Here is a 17,021-nt window from a genome sequence, read left to right as displayed (position 1 = left end):
AATTAGAATGAAAAGCATATTGAGTTAGTTATCAATGAGGAGGGCTATAGATATGTCAAAAGCAATTAAAACAATTGGTGTATTAACAAGTGGTGGTGACGCACCAGGAATGAATGCGGCTATTCGTGCCGTTGTCCGCACAGCAATCCATAATGGTATCACTGTAAAGGGAATTATGAGAGGTTATGCAGGTCTTTTGGAAGAAGAGATTGTAGATATGGATGGAACCAGTGTTGCAGATATTATTCATCGCGGTGGAACCATCTTATACACAGCAAGATGTAAGGAATTTGTGACTGCAGAAGGTCAGCAAAAGGGTGCTGAGATTTGTAGAAAACATGGCATTGATGGAATTGTAGTTATTGGTGGTGATGGTTCATTCCAAGGAGCAGGAAAACTTTCAGCACTTGGCATCAATACCATTGGACTTCCAGGCACCATTGACTTAGATATTGCCTGCACAGATTATACCATTGGTTTTGATACAGCAGTAAACACAGCTATGGAAGCTATTGATAAGGTTAGAGATACTTCGACATCTCATGAGCGATGCAGTATTATCGAGGTTATGGGAAGAAGTGCAGGATATATTGCATTGTGGTGTGGTATTGCCAATGGTGCAGAAGATATTCTTTTGCCAGAGCACTATGATGGCGATGAGCAGGCATTGATCAACCGCATTATTGAAAACAGAAAGCGTGGAAAGAAGCATCACATCATTATCAATGCCGAGGGAATTGGACATTCAAATTCTATGGCAAAGAGAATTGAGGCAGCAACAGGAATTGAAACGAGAGCAACCATCCTTGGACATATGCAAAGAGGTGGTGCACCAACTTGCAAGGACAGAGTTTATGCTTCGATTATGGGTGCAAAGGCTGTGGAGAAGTTGATTGAAGGAAAGTCAAATCGTGTCATTGCTTATCGCCATGGCGAGTATGTAGATTATGATATTCAGGAAGCATTGGCAATGAAGAAGGACATTTCTGAGGATCAGTACAGAATTGCCAAATTATTGGTGCGCTAAAAATGAGTGAAGGATTGAATAGAACAACAGAAAATGTTGTGCTATGCGGGGCAAATTCCTATGAGCAAAAGTACTACTTCAATCCGGATTTTGCTCAATTGCCAGAGTCCATTCGGAATGAGTTGCAAATGATGTGTGTGACTTTTGCCGAAGAGGCAGGTGGAATTTTCACAGTAGAATTTGATGAGAAAGGCAATATCAAATTTACCGTTCGTGTAGATGATGGCGATTATCTCTTTGATGAAATTGAGAGCGGTTTACATATCTCAAAATTTCAAAGGGAAAAGGAAGAGCTGATGGAGCAATTAGAGCTCTACTACCGTGTTGTATTTTTGAAACAAGATATTGATGAAGTTACAGTTTAAGATTGGAGATATAAACATCGAGGGAGGCTTATGTCTTGGACCAATGGCAGGGGTGACAGACCTGCCATTTCGTCTGCTCTGTAAAGAGCAAGGATGCTCTCTTGTGTGCACAGAAATGGTCAGTGCAAAGGCCATTTCTTATAAAAATAAAAATACTTTTGGATTGATGAAGTCGGATGAGAGAGAAAATCCATTGGCCATTCAGCTCTTTGGTTCAGACCCCGAATTGATGGGAGATATTGCTCATCAAATTGAAGACGGACCGTGGGATATGATTGATGTCAACATGGGATGTCCAGTGCCCAAAATTGTCAATAATCATGAGGGATCGGCATTAATGAAAAATCCGGACTTGGTCTATCAAATATTACAAAATATGGTATCTAAGGTAAAAAAGCCAGTGACTGTCAAAATACGAAAGGGCTTTGATGAACAACATATCAATGCCGTGGAGGTGGCAAAAGCTGCTCAGGCAGCAGGAGTATCGGCCATTGCTGTGCATGGAAGAACAAGAGAGCAATATTATTCTGGCAAGGCGGATTGGAGAATTATTGCCGATGTCAAGCGGGCAGTGTCGATTCCTGTCATTGGAAATGGTGATGTGATCGATGGACCATCAGCAAAGCAACTCGTGGAAGAGACAGGTTGTGATGGGGTGATGATTGCCAGAGGTGCACAGGGAAATCCTTGGATATTTCGGGCGGTGTTACAATACTTAGAGGATGGCACAAAGATGGATCCCATTTCGCTTCCTGAGATTGCAGATATGATCTTGCGACAGACAAGAATGCAAATAGAGTACGATGGGGAGTATATGGGCATACGACAAATGAGAAAGCATATTGCGTGGTATACTCATGGGATGAAGGGATCTTCTGCATTTCGAAATCAAGTCAACCATATTGAAAGTTATGTAGAGCTTGAAAAGCTCTTAAAGCAGTTGTTTTCTTGACATTCCTATGTCCTAAAGGTATAATATTTCGATATAATTAACGCATAGTTGCGCTTATAAGGAGAAAAAAATGGCGGATAAGAAGCATATTTTGACCTATGAAGGTTTAAAGAAATATGAGGAGGAATTACAAGACCTTAAGGTAAACCAGAGAAAAGAGATTGCTGGAAAGATTAAGGAAGCAAGAGAACAGGGAGACTTGTCAGAGAATGCAGAGTATGATGCAGCAAAGGACGAGCAAAGAGATATTGAGGCAAGAATTGAGGAGCTGGAGACTCTTCTAAAGAATGCCGAAGTTGTTGTTGAAGAAGAGGTCGATTTGGATACCATTAGCATTGGTTGCAATGTCACCCTTCTTGATATGGAATATGATGACGAGATGACCTATAAGATTGTGGGCTCTACAGAGGCCAATTCTCTAGAAGGAAAAATCAGCAATGAATCTCCAGTAGGTCGGGCACTCTTAAAGAAGAGAGTGGGCGATATTGTTGAGGTAGAAACACAGGCTGGACCAATTAAGTACAAGGTATTGGACATCCACAGAGTATAGATAGAGTAAAGGAGAACAGGCGTGGCAGATACAAATCAGCAAAATGAAAAGGAAATTACCACCGAAGAGTTAAACCATATTCTTCAGGCAAGAAGAGACAAGCTTGCAGCTTTGCAGGCCGAGGGAAATGACCCTTATCAGATAACAAAGTTTGATGTGACCCATCACAGCCAAGAGATTATTGAAAATTTTGAAACATTGGAGACAAAAGAAGGTCAAGAGCCTATCCTAGTGCGCATTGCAGGACGACTGATGTCAAAGCGTGTTATGGGAAAGGCTTCTTTTTGCCATATCCAAGATAAAGAAGGAAAGATTCAATCTTATGTCGCTAGAGATGCGATTGGAACAGATGAGTATGCTGCCTTTAAGAAGTTGGATATTGGAGACATTGTTGGTGTTGAGGGAACGGTATTTAAGACAAAGACAGGAGAATGCAGTATTCATGCTGTAAAAGTTGTGCTTTTGTCAAAGAGCTTAAAGCCACTCCCAGAAAAGTTCCATGGTCTTACAGATACGGACACAAGATATCGCCAAAGATATGTTGATTTGATTATGAATCCTGAAGTAAAGGATACATTTATCAAGAGGTCAAGGATTATCTCTGAAATCAGAAAATTCCTCGATGGCGAGAACTTTATGGAAGTGGAGACACCAATGTTAGTGAGCAACGCAGGTGGTGCAGCAGCTAGACCATTTAATACCCATTACAACGCCCTCGATGAGGATGTGAAGCTTCGCATTTCACTTGAGCTTTACTTAAAGAGATTAATTGTCGGTGGTCTTGAGAGAGTCTATGAGATTGGTCGTGTTTTTAGAAATGAAGGAGTGGACACAAGACACAATCCTGAGTTTACTTTAATGGAATTATATCAGGCCTATACGGATTACAATGGAATGATGGATTTGACAGAGAGAATGTTTCGTCATCTCGCACAGACGGTGTGCGGTTCAACAACCATTCCTTATGCTGAGGCAATGATCGATTTGGGAAAGCCTTTTGAACGAATCACAATGATCGATGCTGTAAAGAAATATGCAGGCGTTGACTTTGATGCCATTGAGACCCTTGAAGAGGCAAGAGCCATTGCCAAGGAGAAAAATATTACATTTGAGGAGCGTCACCAAAAGGGAGATATCCTAAATTTATTCTTTGAAGAATTTGTTGAGGAGAAATTAATTCAGCCAACATTTGTCACAGATCATCCGGTTGAGATTTCTCCATTGACAAAGAAAAAGCCTTCTGATCCATCAAAGGTAGAGCGATTTGAGCTCTATATCTATGGCCGTGAGATGGCCAATGCCTACTCAGAGCTCAATGATCCAATTGACCAGAGGGAGCGTTTCGCCGCACAGGAGGCAGCATTTGCAGCAGGTGATGACGAGGCCAATCACACCGACGAGGACTTCTTAAATGCCCTTGAGATTGGTATGCCGCCAACAGGTGGTATTGGCTATGGTATCGACAGGCTTGTGATGCTTCTTACCAACTCACCAGCAATTCGAGATGTACTTCTCTTCCCTACAATGAAGAGTTTGTCAAAGCCAGCAGGTGAGGGAAGTGAAAAGGAAGCAGATGAGAACAAAGCAGAGGAGTCAAAGACGGGCTTCTTTACACCAAATAATCAAATTGATTTTAGTAATGTCAAGATTGAGCCACTTTTTGAAGAGAGTGTGGACTTTGAAACCTTTAGTAAGTCTGACTTTAGAGCAGTAAAGGTAAAGGATTGTGCCGCAGTACCAAAGTCAAAGAAGCTTCTTCAATTTACTTTGGATGATGGTTCAGGTAAAGACAGGACGATTCTTTCTGGTATCCATGCATTTTATGAGCCAGAGGAATTGATTGGAAAGACCCTGATTGCCATTACCAATCTCCCACCGAGAGCAATGATGGGCATCGAGTCCTGTGGCATGCTGCTTTCTGCAGTGAGCGAGTTTAAGGAGGGAGACGGCGAGGAGCTTCACCTTCTTATGGTGGATAACCACATCCCAGCTGGGGCAAAGTTGTACTAAAATGAAATATAAAATGTCAAAAACCATGATGTAAGACCACATGACAATTTGACAACAAAATTGGGAATAATGATGAATCGTTAAAGCACTTCTTAGAGTTAATCTAGGAGGTGCTTTTTTCGGTTCTTTGTCGGGTTGATTTTCAACCCACTCTTTCTGAAGGAATTGCATAGTTTTTTCTAACAGGTCTATAGAATACCCTATATCTGTTTTGGTTAGGGATATTTTTGTACCACAAAAAACTCGTCCCTACTTCTTTTTAAGCCATTGCCATTAAAATTCTGTTTCTAGAATATTTAAAGTTTCGTACACCATAAGATATTTTTTTCAACACCTTTAAAGTGTTAATTAGGTATTGACAAAATACCTTTAAAAGCATATAATGGTTTATAGGTAGTTTTAAAATACCTAATAAATATTTAGAAAGGCAATAGAAATATGGTATTATTTAATGTGAAATGTAATTGGAAGCATGCTGCACAGGAATATGAAATAAAAAGATTGGATTCTGCACAGGATATGTCAAGATCTGCGGTCTTTGTTCGGATGGTTGATGTGGCACAGAATATCTCTAATTGGAAGGAAATACAGGTGCTGCTTAGCAATGTTAAAAAGGGTGAAGACACTCCTGTATTTACAAGCTTTCAGGCTCGCTATGATGAAATAACTGCGGCAAAGCTTGAACAGGTGAAGAAAGATATTCTTGGGCAAATTGATACCCTAAAGGTGTTGCAGACTCAGTACCTATTACAACTGTTGCAGGCTAATTATCTTGAAGTCCTAAAGCAGGCATTAGTCAGTATTAAATCTGATGGTGTCAGAGAAGCAGAGGTTGACTTACCAGAAATGGCAAAGATCTTTACAGAAATGATGCTGATGGACAAGGAAAGCGAAAAACTTGTGCAGATTAGAAAAATTCTTGTGGACTGGAGGAATTCGAGATGAAACAGCCAATTACACAACTAACAAAAAAAGATGTACAAGCCCTGTGCAGAAAGCCATATTGCACCAATAGCAAGCTTATTAATGTCACAGAGCAGGAAGTAAAGGATATGAAGGCACACTTGGAAACCCTTTACTCGGGAGAAATTCAAATGAATTTTGCTGAGAAAATTGTAGAGCGAAACAAGGAGTGGTAAGGGTGAAAAAATAAACATGGGCTATTTTCTTGTAGATACAGAAAATGCCTATGTGAATGAGCGAGCTGTAGGAAGAGGAATAAAAGAGTCAAGCACGAAGAGAGAAGATGTTTTTCTTTCAACAAAACTTTGGCCTACAGAATAGAGTTGATTATGTTGATCTTCTCTATATTCATCAGCCAGCAGGTGATTGGCTTGCTGGATATAGGCAGCTTGAAAAGGCTTATAGAGCGGGAAATGCCAAGGCAATTGGAATTTCTAATTTTGAGGGAAAGTATCTTGCTGAACTTGAACAAAAATGGGAAGTAGTTCCTCAATTTATTCAAGTAGAGGCACATCCATATTTTACACAAAAGGAGCTTAGAAAGATCTTGGACAAATATGGAATTAAAATTATGGCTTGGTATCCATTGGTCCATGGCGACAAAGCTCTTATTAACGAACCTGTCTTTACAAAATTGGGAGAAAAGTATGGAAAATCATCTGCACAGATTATTTTGAGATGGCATACACAGATGAGCAACTCACTCAATTTGTCAATTGGTAGCCGACTTATGAGAGATAAAGGTGGGTTTAGGATCATATTTGAAATAAATTAAAATCAAAGTGGAAAGTGGAGATTCTGTTAGACATTCGTTAATAGGAATACGCGGCATTTAACACGAAATAGTGTTGGATGCCCTTTTTTACATATGAACAAGAGGGATCCTAAAACCACAACATTTTATCTCTAAAATTGGAAGAATATGCTATACTGTATTATAGTGGATTATAGACAGGTGTTATTGAGTATAGTTTAGTACATAGATGGCATAGGAAGCACTACTATAACTAAGTTGGCTAATAATGAGAATGTGACTATGAAAGTTATGGTCAAGATTTGTGGCACATTAGATTGTGAAATTGACGGTGTGGTAGAAATTCTTCCGAATGAAAAATAAGGAGAATCCTTTCAAAGGAGAGGTTTAAGTATGGCAAAGTTTATTGGCTCGGATCTTCAGAGTGATAACTGGGGAGAGGATTATTTGATAAAGAAATTGAAGGAATACTTTGATGATTCTTATGTGATATATAGAAACCGTCCCATATTTGGTGCTCAATTTGATGTATGCCTTCTCGCTCCCAAAATAGGCATCATCATTTTTGAAGTTAAGTCATGGAGACTGGACACCATAAAGGAAGTAAAAAATGGTGATTCGATTTTGATTAAGACAAAAGATGCAGAAACTGGTGAAGAGGGAGAGAGTATAGAAAACCCTACTTCTCAAGCCAGAGATTATGTATATAAAATGCGTAGCAAAATTCGGCAAAAGACCGGAAAGATACCTTTAATCTATGATATGGTAGCCTTTCCTAATCTATCAAAAGACAATTATGATAACAAAGGCATAGAAACGGTCTGTGAATTTGAATCTACGATTTTGAGAGAAGATCTTGATTCCAAGAAAGCCTTTTACGAGAAAATGAATCTTGGAATCAAAAACCATAGGGGTGCATTGAGTCATTGTGCTGATTTTACCCCAGAGTTAATGTATAGAGTTCGGAAGATATTTGAAACAGATTTGAATATTGAGGATATAACGATAGAGAACATGGATTTGATAAAGGATGCAGAAAGCCCTATCAAATCGGCGTATTCTTTGTTTGCCTATATTCCACATTCTGATATGAATGATGACATAAAGAAAAGGCTGACTAAGGCATACAGTGTGGGAACAAAGCTTTATATCATAACGGAAGAGCCAGGAGATTTGGCGATAATAGCGGAGGCTATTAAGGGTGTAATCATTGAAAAAGGACTTGTTGCAGAAGGCTTAAATCTAAAAATCAACTTTGAAGGGCAGAGCAAGGAAAAGAAGATCTCAGGGATAACAACATTCCAAGTGTTTAATTGTGTGGTATATTCGGTGTCTCCGTTGGATATGGGGGAATCGTTATTTGTCATTGAAGACGGAAAAAACATTACCGAGAAAAAGTTTGTGGTAATGAAGCAAATTGACAAAATGTGCAATTTCAATCTTGAACAGTATAGGATTGAACATACAGATTCCACTAAAAATATTGTCGTCAAGGCCGGTGCCGGAACAGGAAAGACCTTCACGATGATTTCAAGGATTGCATACATATGTCATATCCAAAACTGCTCCATGAAGGAAATGGCAAAAAGAATTGTAATGATTACATTTACTGATGATGCTGCTAATCAGATGGAAGATAAGATCAGGCAGCATTTCAATAATTACTATCTGCTTACAGGAGATAGTGACTGCCTTGCCTTTATCAATCAGATAGAGGGAATGCAGATAAGTACAATTCACTCATATGCGAAGAAAATCATCTCTGTTCTTGGAATTGAGTTAGGATATGGAACAGACATATCGGTTACTTCTGGTGACTATAAGATAAAGCAGATTATAGCTGATTTAGTTGACCAATATATATCTCAAAAACAGAGGGAATATGGTGATTCATATGTTAAGAAACTTGGGATGCCAATTTATCTGATTAACAAGGATATACTGAACATTCTTACAAGGCTTCATAATCAGAGTATAGATGTGAGACAGTTGAAAGCAGAAAATTTTGGAGAAATGGTTTCCGGAGGAATTGATGGAGAGTTTCATAAACTTATTCAGGATATCATCCCCAAGGTTGAGAGGGAATTGGACATATATTTAAAGAAGCAGAATAAAATTCATTTGAATAATATGATGTCTACGCTTCAGTTATGTATTGAAAGGAAAGAAAATGTTGAAAGACTTATAAAAATGCAGACTGGAAGACCGCAGTATATGTTTGTTGATGAGTTCCAGGATACTGATGATGTCCAGATTGATGCCATTTTGCAGATTGCAAAATTGTTACAGTACAAGCTGTTTGTGGTAGGCGATGTAAAGCAATGTATTTATAGGTTTAGAGGTGCCAAAGAGAATGCATTTAAGCGGCTTGGAGTAGATAATAGTCCTGAATGGCAAATATATTCTCTTTATAAAAATTATAGAACGGACGCTCAGTTGTTAGATGTATTCCATTCAACATTCTCTGATTTGGGAAACAGGACCGAGGGTGGTGAACCATTATTGATATATAAGGAAAATGCTACAGGCTTCAATACAGATAGACTGATTGGTACTCGTGATTATAACCGAAGTACAAACCCATCAGAATTTTATAAAAAGATTTCGATTGCTGCTGAGGAAGATAGGATTTCAGCGGTATTTGAGGAAGTAAACAGAATAAAAGAAAGGATCAAGAGCTTGGAAGGTCAAGGAATAGCTTTGTCAGATAAGGATAAAGAAATTGCTATTCTTGTAAGAGAAAACTGGCAAGCGGAATTTATTAAGCAGGGAGGAAAGGAGAAGGGGTATGAGGTGCTTACAAATACTGGTGGTGATTTGTATATGTCAGCACCTGCTCTTGATATGCTTACTTTGGCGAATGCACTCTTGCATTATGATGAATCCGATTATCTATTCGCCTTCGTTTCGTCCAATTTTATAGGCGGCGGAATGAGTAAATCAAGAATGTATCAGATTCGAGAGAACGATAAAAAATCTGGTTGGAAGAAATCAAAGATTCAAGATACTTCTCAAGCAAGAAAGTTACAGAAGATGATAGATATGAAACTGTCTGTTGCAGAAGGTGATCAATGGAAAAACTGGAATAATATCATCCGAGCTCTAAGAGTGATGCCGGTTCTTCAAGTGATGAGAAAAATATACAGTATTTTGAAGCCGTGGGTACATTATGGACAAGACAGCAAATGGAAGCGGGACAATTATCGACTGAATGTGGATATGCTTTTAGAAGAACTGATTAAGGCAGCAAACATGGATTCTTTGTCGATTAATTCGCTTGTGGATAGATTAACTGCGAACATAGTCGGTGTAAAAAATGTGGATAGCCGTCTTCCAGATGCAAAAGGACAAGAATGTGTTATTAAATGTGTAACTGTACATAAATCGAAAGGGTTGGAATATGGTTCAGTTATTTTACCTTACTGTTCAGATGCAATCAATATTATGAAGCAGTCTACTATTAATGTTTCTGTTGTGAATGAATCTGGAATAAAGGTCGGATATCAAATTAAAACAAAAACAGATGATGACAGATACCAGGACATATACCAGAATGATTATTTTGATGAAAGTATGGAAAAAAGCGAACGAATGAGAGAAGAAACACGTATCTTATATGTTGCAATGACGAGAGCCATAAGAACATTTTCTTGGATAGCTCTAAACGGAAAGAATGGTAAATGCTGGCAAAATCTTATATGGGAGGATAAGAATAATGGCTTATAAAATCTATACTTATGCAGACCCATATAGGATAAGAGAGACAGACTTTTGGAATGGTAATGTTGACCATATTAAAGATTATCCTCAGTTGTGTGCATCCAGAACATTGGTAAATGGTCTTATAAGTGTAATGAGAGAGGATATAGAGTCTCTGATATGTCCTATTGATGATATTGTAAACGAAAAAATCTTTAGGACATGGACTAATGACATTGGAGTGCGAATCCTTCAATACAGCGAGCTGAGTGCAGTGTATAGAAGATGGAATCAGAATAAGAAACTATCTGATGATTTGTATATTGCATTGACTCACAACAAAGATGAAATGCTTGATTCACTGCGGTTGTTCATTGAACTGGGCATAGATTCTTCATCGTTAAAAACAGACGGTCTGAGTATGGAACATAGACTGTTTGCATATATGCTGAAGATAACTGAGAATGAGAGACTCTTTAAACTGCCCAAAATGCCTAATTTACCAGAGATTATATCTATGTTAAAAAAACAGGCTGAGGATGAAAAGGTTGAGAAGGAGACCATAAGAAATGAGTATAAGGATACAGATGATAGTAAGCTTTGGAAACAGGAAGAGAAGCTGCTTGATCGTATGATTGAAAGCACAAATCATTGGGATGGCAAGCATATTGTTATTCATGGAATACATCAGTTCACGCCTCTTCAATTGCGTTTTATAACCCACTTGGATAAGTTAGGTGTGGAGGTTATTTTCGTACACAATTATGTTCCTGAGTTTAAGGAAATATATTCATCATGGACTTATATTTACCAGCAGTTTAACACACCTATACACCATGACAGAAATGTTGGCTCGTATGTTCCAATAGGTCAGTTTAAGAGACCTGGAAATGCTATAGCAAGTAATTTTGGATTATTATGTGAAGAGACGGTATCTCGAACTGACAAAAGGATGAGAGATAACTATGATCTGTATAAAGATGTTAGGGTACAGGAATTTGATAACATTTCGGAATATGCTGGGTATATTTCTGATGAGTTTATGGAAGCTGAAGCAAGCATGAGTGATACAATGTCGTTATCTGAAAAGCCTTTTAAGAAAAATGCAGGAACTGCGGCGATTTTAAGAAAAATGCAGGAAGTTGTATATACAGCTAATAAGGATGTCGATGACTTACTTCAGGTGTATCATCCTGAGTATGCCAGAAACAGACATTTTCTCGCTTATCCAGTAGGACAGTTTTTTACTGCCCTTTATGCTATGTGGGATCCAGACACTCAAAGTCTTGGACTGGATTACGACTTTCTGAGGGAATGCGTTAATTCCGGTATTCTTTCAAAGTATAGTGCTGAAGCACTACTTAAAACATTGATGAATGTTCAGCCTTTATTTGAACATGTTGAGACAGTTGAGGATTTTGATAGGATTATTGGCAAAAAGTATAAGAATGCTTATTCTCAGGTATCTAGTTCAAATCAGGGTTCGATTGCTTTTTCACTTAAAGCAATGAACATATATAATACATATAAGATTACTGCAAATGATTTTGATAATCTTTATAAGGCAATATGTGAGATTAATGAGATAGCAAAGAAACTGTTTACAGGAACCACCGAAGACAAGATTAATTTTAAGAAGCATTTTGAACGGCTTGAAGAATTTGTAAGAGAGAGACAGGATACCTTGGTTAGTGAAGAGGAAAAAACACTCATAACTCAGCTTCTTACTAAATTGGATATAATCCAGATGAAGAAAAAAGAAGATGAATATGAGGGTACTTTTGAAGACCTTCGTAAAGGATTGTATTTCTTCTTAAAGCAAAAAGAAGAACCAGTATCAGATTGGTTTGTAAAGAATTTCGAACAGATAGATGGTGATGTATTAAATAGTAAGGCACAGAATAAACCAGGATTTAAAAAAGTATATCATTTTGCATGCGTATCCGATGCAGATATGAATAAAGATATTGATGACTTGTTACCATGGCCTTTATCAGAGATGTTCATTGAAAGAGCATATAATCCTAAAGAGCTACTGTTTCAAGTTTATTATGCAGCTTTGGGAGAAAAGAGTAATTTCTTGCGATATGCACTGTTTTATGGGCTATATTTCAACCAATGCGAATCAAAGATCAGCTTTGTAAAAAGATATGGAGATAATACAACTGACTTGTATGAGATGCTAAAACTCATTGGCGTAGAAAAGGCTGATGGTCCTGATGGGGAAAGGATGGGTGACTGTGATAATGTGATCAGAATAGAGTTCGGAACAGAACCGATTATTTCAATGACTTATGCACCGGAACAAATGGCAGATATGTTTTTGTGCCCATACAGATATCTGTTTGATTTTGTATTGAATCCACAGCCTATTTTTTCAGGGAAATTCTTGTTCCAGAAACTTTATGAGAATTTACTGATAAAAAGTGTATGGCAACAGCTTGATAACGAGCCGATGAATGATGCCAAAAGAGTATTGTCGTCTGTGGTAGGGGCAGAATCTAAAAAAATGAGACCATATTTCCCGTTCTTTAGAGAAACGGAGATTCTCGATCTTGAAAGAAGAGCGGAAAACTATGTGGTCCATAGCATATTTCGTGATGGGGACACTAAAGTGCACAAGTGTGATCGGACACATATGCAGTTAAGAGAAAACTTTGGAAATGCTTTATTTGCTGAAAATGGTCAGGATTATCCAAAATCACATCCATATAAGACATTTGAAAATATAACAAGGTGGGAAGACGGAAAGAAGATTTACGGACTACATGATATACCAATTTTGGAGAAGAAAGAATTAATCGAAGCTACCTTGCAGTATTTGAATGATACTGATGAGAATATGGCACATGCAGGAAGCTGGTGTGTCTTCTGCCCTAATAAAGGTATATGCTTAGAATCCTATGTGGTAGAGAATAAATAGAGGTGATGTGGGATATGAAGAAGAGAACAATATGTGATGCAATTATAGCTTAGTTGATGATATGAATCCATCTTCTATTGAACTAGAAAATTTGTAATATGTTTTGGACATTGAAGATGAACTGCTACCAGAGGAAAAAATGGCACAAGCATATCACAGATATTTGGGGGTTTTAAAGCATTTCTTGCTTAAGAAAGTAAGAGAATGCCATCTGAGTTTCTTTGAAAAGCTGGTAGTGGATTTTTTACTTGCTATGGGCTATGGATGCGATGATAAATCTGGTTAGGTAACCATAAATTCAACGCTTTATTGGAGTGATGCAAAAGGACGAGAAAGGGGTTGTCATTATAACATCAAAGTTTACAAAAGAAATACTGGATTTTGTTAATGTAAAAAGCAGAAAACAAATTGGATTGATGGAGATTTCCGAGTTGAGTTAATGATAAAGCATAGCGTTGGACTTGAAAGAATAAAAGAGTACATCGTTTATAAAATAGATGAGGATTACTTTGAAGATATAAGCGAATTCGCTGGACTTATTATTGTATTTGGAGGTTATTACATGAAAGTCGGACAATATGTGAGATGCCCAATTGTATTTGAAGAGAATGATACTTACTTTCCGCGTAACTTTGTCTTGGGAAAGATTACTTCGATAAATGATCTTTCGGGTGAAATAGATGTGAAAATTTACGACCTGAAGGACAGTAAGAGGTTTTATGTGCATGCCTTTGAAAAGTGTAAGTTCGCCATTGATAAGGTAAGGAGATGTGGTGCGACAAAAGGTGCACCTGTTGTTACCCCTGACGGAAGGGGAAAAATCCTTTCCAAAAAGATTGAACAAACAGAAGATGCAATGTACGAATATTATGTTATGCTTTTCAACGGTGAAATTAATTCTTATTCTGAGGATATATTGGAAATAGAATATTCTGCATCAGACTATCAACCATTAAAGCAGATGATGCAATATGAGTTTCAGAATCCAACATGGTATGCAAATAGGCTCCATGTAAGTAATAATATGCACATGGTTAATAATACTGTGTATGGTTTTAAGGAGCTTGCTGGATGCAGGACATATTTGATGGAACACCAGATAAGCACTATTGTAAGGGCATTTGAATCAAGACCTATTCGGTATATGTTGGCTGATGAGGTAGGACTTGGAAAGACTATAGAAGCCGCTTCAATAATCAAGATATTGTTGTCAGAAACACAGAACTTAAGGGTATTATACATTGTTCCGGCTGCATTAGCACAACAATGGTTAAATGAGTTGAAGTATAAGTTTAACATAAATGCATTGATTGGTGATGCAATGGCTTCATATGCAAAGCATCTAATATTTTCACTTGAAGATTTGGATGAGTATTGTGATGTTATGGACAGAAAGTGGGATATACTGCTTGTGGATGAGACTCACAGGCTTTTATCACAAAATGAGAAGTACGATTTGGTTCTCCAACTTAGCAAAAGAGTACCTAATGCTCTATTTTTGAGTGCAACGCCTATTCAGGATCGTAAAGAAGAGTATCTGAAACTATTGTCTTTATTGCAGCCTGATCAGTATTGTCGCATGACGGTTAAGGAATTTGGATCCATTTTGGCAAGGCAGAAGAAGATACAAAGGCGTGTCAATGCGATGTTGATACACATGAACCAATACGAAGATTATAAAGAGGATACTTTGGATAAACTAACTGAACTTGCTGAAGAATTGGATGATATACACCTTAGCAAGATAATTGATAGTGTAAATATTTCTGATAACGATGGCGGACAGAAATATGCAGAACAGGCATTGTCATATATTTCAGAAAATTATCGGATAGAGAGAAATGTAATACGAAATCGGCGAAATTATATAAATGAGGCGTTAGGACAAAGAAAAATCTATGAGAATGGTTATGATGTAAAGAATGCTGATGACAACTATTCCGAGCAGAATGTTTATTATGCTCTTCTTGAATACATTTCAGGAAAAATAGAAGGAGATAGCATAGACGCTGATAAACTATATTTGTTGCTTCAGGCTATGTTTAGTTCACCTTGGGCACTTAAGGATGTCGTAGATGAATTGGGCATAGATGATCAGGATCTGCTTGCAAATCTTGGGTTGTGGATTACACAGGGTGATGATGAGATTAATCAAGCTGAGTATCTCCTCGATGAGAATCCTGATGATATAAAAGGTAGATTGCTTCATGTGATTGATTTTATAGAACAGGAAGTAAGAATCACCAAGGACAATAATGGGAAGGTTGTGATTTTTTCTGAATTTCCTGCAACGCTTTGGAAATTAGGAGAATTGCTGGAAAAGAGAGATATTAACGCTGTTTGCTTCACAGCTAATATGCTTCAGCAAGAGTTAGAAGATAGTGTTTATGACTTCCAGAATAACGAGGAGTGCCGTGTTATTCTTTGCGATGTAACAGGCGGTGAAGGACGAAACTTCCAAAATGCGGACTGGGTGATCCATGTTGATTTACCATGGACGGCCAATGCAATCGAACAACGAATTGGTAGACTGGATAGATTGGGCAGAGATAAGAATCATATGCAGGTAAATTCGGTGGTGTTCTATGGGAAAGGAACGATAGAGGAACAGTTATTCTGCATATGGAATGAAGGATTAAATCTTTTTACCAAATCATTGAGTGGACTTGAAATCATTACTGCCGAACTTAATGAGAAAATATCGAATGCAATTTTTGAGGATGTGCATACGGGACTGGGAAATGCACTGTCAGAAATCATAGATATGACAGAAGAGGTATGCGACACTGTTGAGGAAGAGCAACTATATGATTCAGGTAGTGTTATCTATAGACCTCTTTCGTTAGCAGTTAAGCAGATGCTGTCAACATATAGTGGTGGTGAAAGTGACCTGTTCCAATCATCAATGTTAGGGTGGGCTATGCAGGTTGGTTTGGGCAGTTCTGTGTCAAAAGCTGGGGTGGTTCAATTTGCTGCGTCAATGTTTAAAGAAAGAGCTGCGATACAGTCGCTCTTTATCCCTCCAGCTTGGGAACTATACGATGATACGCCTATTGTAAGAAAAGAGGGTAGGATACTGGGAACATTTGACCGATCTACAGCAATCAAAAGAGAGGATCTGTTGTTTTATGCACCAGGAGATCCTGTTTTTGATAGTATCATTGGAAATGCAGTTGATAGCAGCAGAGGTCGTTGTTGTGTGTTTGCAAACATGGCTCCGTTTAACTTTACGGGATTTGCTTGCATCTACAATGTAGAGCCAGAAATTAATTATCTCTATGATAATGGGATCCCGATTCAGCTCTTGTCTCAGTTTAGAATGTACCTGCCGATGAAGCAGATAATAGTATTTGTTTCCATATGCAAAGGAGACAATGTATCTGATGAAAAACTTATAGATTACATCTTTGAAAAAAGAAATGTCCAAAATGCTGATCATATTGGACAACGCTCAGGTAAAAGGGGAGAGATGTCTCCATTAGAGAGATTTATGGAAGAATACCCTGAGAGTGAGTGGCAGGAAACTGTGAGAAAAATAGGAAAAATATCGATGGATAAGGCTAAGAAGAAAGCGATCAAATTGGCGGATTTAAGTGGGGCCAAGAGAGAGATAGATCGTATCGTTAGTGGATATGAGTCTGAATATATATATTTGGGAAAAGATATGGACAATCTTAAATCAATCAAATCTCAGTATGAAGCAGTATATTATGCTTTGTCTAATCCGGTGATTTCATTAGATTCGATATCCTTAATGTTTTTATCGAGGCGGTAGAGC

12 protein-coding genes and 1 pseudogene are annotated in these 17,021 nt (G+C 37.9%); all 13 read left to right on the top strand.

What is annotated here, in order from left to right; genetic code table 11:
- The first annotated feature begins 52 nt into the window (after positions 1 to 52).
- The 13 genes and pseudogenes from pfkA (at position 53) to J5A74_00595 (ending at position 17,018) form a co-directional block, all read left to right on the top strand.
- The gene (gene pfkA / locus J5A74_00655; protein QUI95918.1) at positions 53 to 1,027 is read left to right on the top strand and encodes a 6-phosphofructokinase; all 975 of its coding nucleotides are present in this window, start codon (positions 53 to 55) and stop codon (positions 1,025 to 1,027) included.
- Between the two features lie 2 nt (positions 1,028 to 1,029).
- On the top strand, positions 1,030 to 1,392 hold the full coding sequence (locus J5A74_00650; protein QUI95917.1) for a hypothetical protein: 363 nt from the start codon (positions 1,030 to 1,032) through the stop codon (positions 1,390 to 1,392).
- Positions 1,376 to 2,344 carry a tRNA dihydrouridine synthase DusB gene (gene dusB, locus J5A74_00645; protein ID QUI95916.1) on the top strand — a complete coding sequence of 323 codons (969 nt, stop codon included), beginning with the start codon at positions 1,376 to 1,378 and terminating at the stop codon, positions 2,342 to 2,344. The genes J5A74_00650 and dusB overlap by 17 nt, the downstream gene beginning before the upstream one ends.
- 70 nt (positions 2,345 to 2,414) lie before the next feature.
- Positions 2,415 to 2,894, top strand: a complete 480-nt coding sequence (gene greA / locus J5A74_00640; GenBank protein ID QUI95915.1) for a transcription elongation factor GreA — start codon at positions 2,415 to 2,417, stop codon at positions 2,892 to 2,894.
- A gap of 21 nt (positions 2,895 to 2,915) precedes the next feature.
- Positions 2,916 to 4,904 (top strand): lysine--tRNA ligase, encoded by a 1,989-nt coding sequence (gene lysS / locus J5A74_00635; GenBank protein QUI95914.1) that lies wholly within the window; start codon positions 2,916 to 2,918, stop codon positions 4,902 to 4,904.
- A 453-nt stretch (positions 4,905 to 5,357) separates the two neighbouring features.
- The gene (locus J5A74_00630) at positions 5,358 to 5,849 is read left to right on the top strand and encodes a hypothetical protein (protein QUI95913.1); all 492 of its coding nucleotides are present in this window, start codon (positions 5,358 to 5,360) and stop codon (positions 5,847 to 5,849) included.
- Complete coding sequence (locus tag J5A74_00625) at positions 5,846 to 6,043, top strand: hypothetical protein (protein QUI95912.1); 198 nt, start codon at positions 5,846 to 5,848, stop codon at positions 6,041 to 6,043. Before J5A74_00630 ends, J5A74_00625 begins: the two co-directional genes overlap by 4 nt.
- Before the next feature lie 16 nt (positions 6,044 to 6,059).
- A pseudogene (locus tag J5A74_00620) lies at positions 6,060 to 6,642 on the top strand (aldo/keto reductase).
- 237 nt (positions 6,643 to 6,879) lie between these two features.
- Complete coding sequence (locus tag J5A74_00615; GenBank protein ID QUI95911.1) at positions 6,880 to 6,984, top strand: hypothetical protein; 105 nt, start codon at positions 6,880 to 6,882, stop codon at positions 6,982 to 6,984.
- A gap of 30 nt (positions 6,985 to 7,014) precedes the next feature.
- Positions 7,015 to 10,347, top strand: coding sequence for a UvrD-helicase domain-containing protein (locus J5A74_00610; protein ID QUI95910.1), 3,333 nt, complete (start codon positions 7,015 to 7,017; stop codon positions 10,345 to 10,347).
- Complete coding sequence (locus tag J5A74_00605) at positions 10,337 to 13,243, top strand: hypothetical protein (GenBank protein QUI95909.1); 2,907 nt, start codon at positions 10,337 to 10,339, stop codon at positions 13,241 to 13,243. Before J5A74_00610 ends, J5A74_00605 begins: the two co-directional genes overlap by 11 nt.
- Positions 13,244 to 13,346: 103 nt before the next feature.
- On the top strand, positions 13,347 to 13,529 hold the full coding sequence (locus J5A74_00600) for a hypothetical protein (GenBank protein QUI95908.1): 183 nt from the start codon (positions 13,347 to 13,349) through the stop codon (positions 13,527 to 13,529).
- Positions 13,530 to 13,682: 153 nt separating this feature from the next.
- Complete coding sequence (locus J5A74_00595; protein ID QUI95907.1) at positions 13,683 to 17,018, top strand: DEAD/DEAH box helicase family protein; 3,336 nt, start codon at positions 13,683 to 13,685, stop codon at positions 17,016 to 17,018.
- The last annotated feature ends 3 nt before the right edge of the window (positions 17,019 to 17,021 follow it).

This window comes from Lachnospiraceae bacterium oral taxon 096 (assembly GCA_018141845.1).
In the GTDB taxonomy this organism is placed as follows: Bacteria; Bacillota; Clostridia; order Lachnospirales; family Lachnospiraceae; genus F0428.
The sequence above is the reverse complement of the archived record's forward strand: the minus strand, read 5'-3'. Positions and strand labels throughout refer to the sequence as shown.

Excerpts from the sequence above, each read along its gene's own strand:
- J5A74_00605 (QUI95909.1), top strand. The coding sequence starts at position 10,337 with ATGGCTTATAAAATCTATACTTATGCAGACCCATATAGGATAAGAGAG.
- J5A74_00610 (QUI95910.1), top strand. The coding sequence starts at position 7,015 with ATGGCAAAGTTTATTGGCTCGGATCTTCAGAGTGATAACTGGGGAGAG.
- greA (QUI95915.1), top strand. The coding sequence starts at position 2,415 with ATGGCGGATAAGAAGCATATTTTGACCTATGAAGGTTTAAAGAAATAT.
- J5A74_00650 (QUI95917.1), top strand. The coding sequence starts at position 1,030 with ATGAGTGAAGGATTGAATAGAACAACAGAAAATGTTGTGCTATGCGGG.
- J5A74_00625 (QUI95912.1), top strand. The coding sequence starts at position 5,846 with ATGAAACAGCCAATTACACAACTAACAAAAAAAGATGTACAAGCCCTG.
- J5A74_00595 (QUI95907.1), top strand. The coding sequence starts at position 13,683 with ATGATAAAGCATAGCGTTGGACTTGAAAGAATAAAAGAGTACATCGTT.
- dusB (QUI95916.1), top strand. The coding sequence starts at position 1,376 with ATGAAGTTACAGTTTAAGATTGGAGATATAAACATCGAGGGAGGCTTA.
- pfkA (QUI95918.1), top strand. The coding sequence starts at position 53 with ATGTCAAAAGCAATTAAAACAATTGGTGTATTAACAAGTGGTGGTGAC.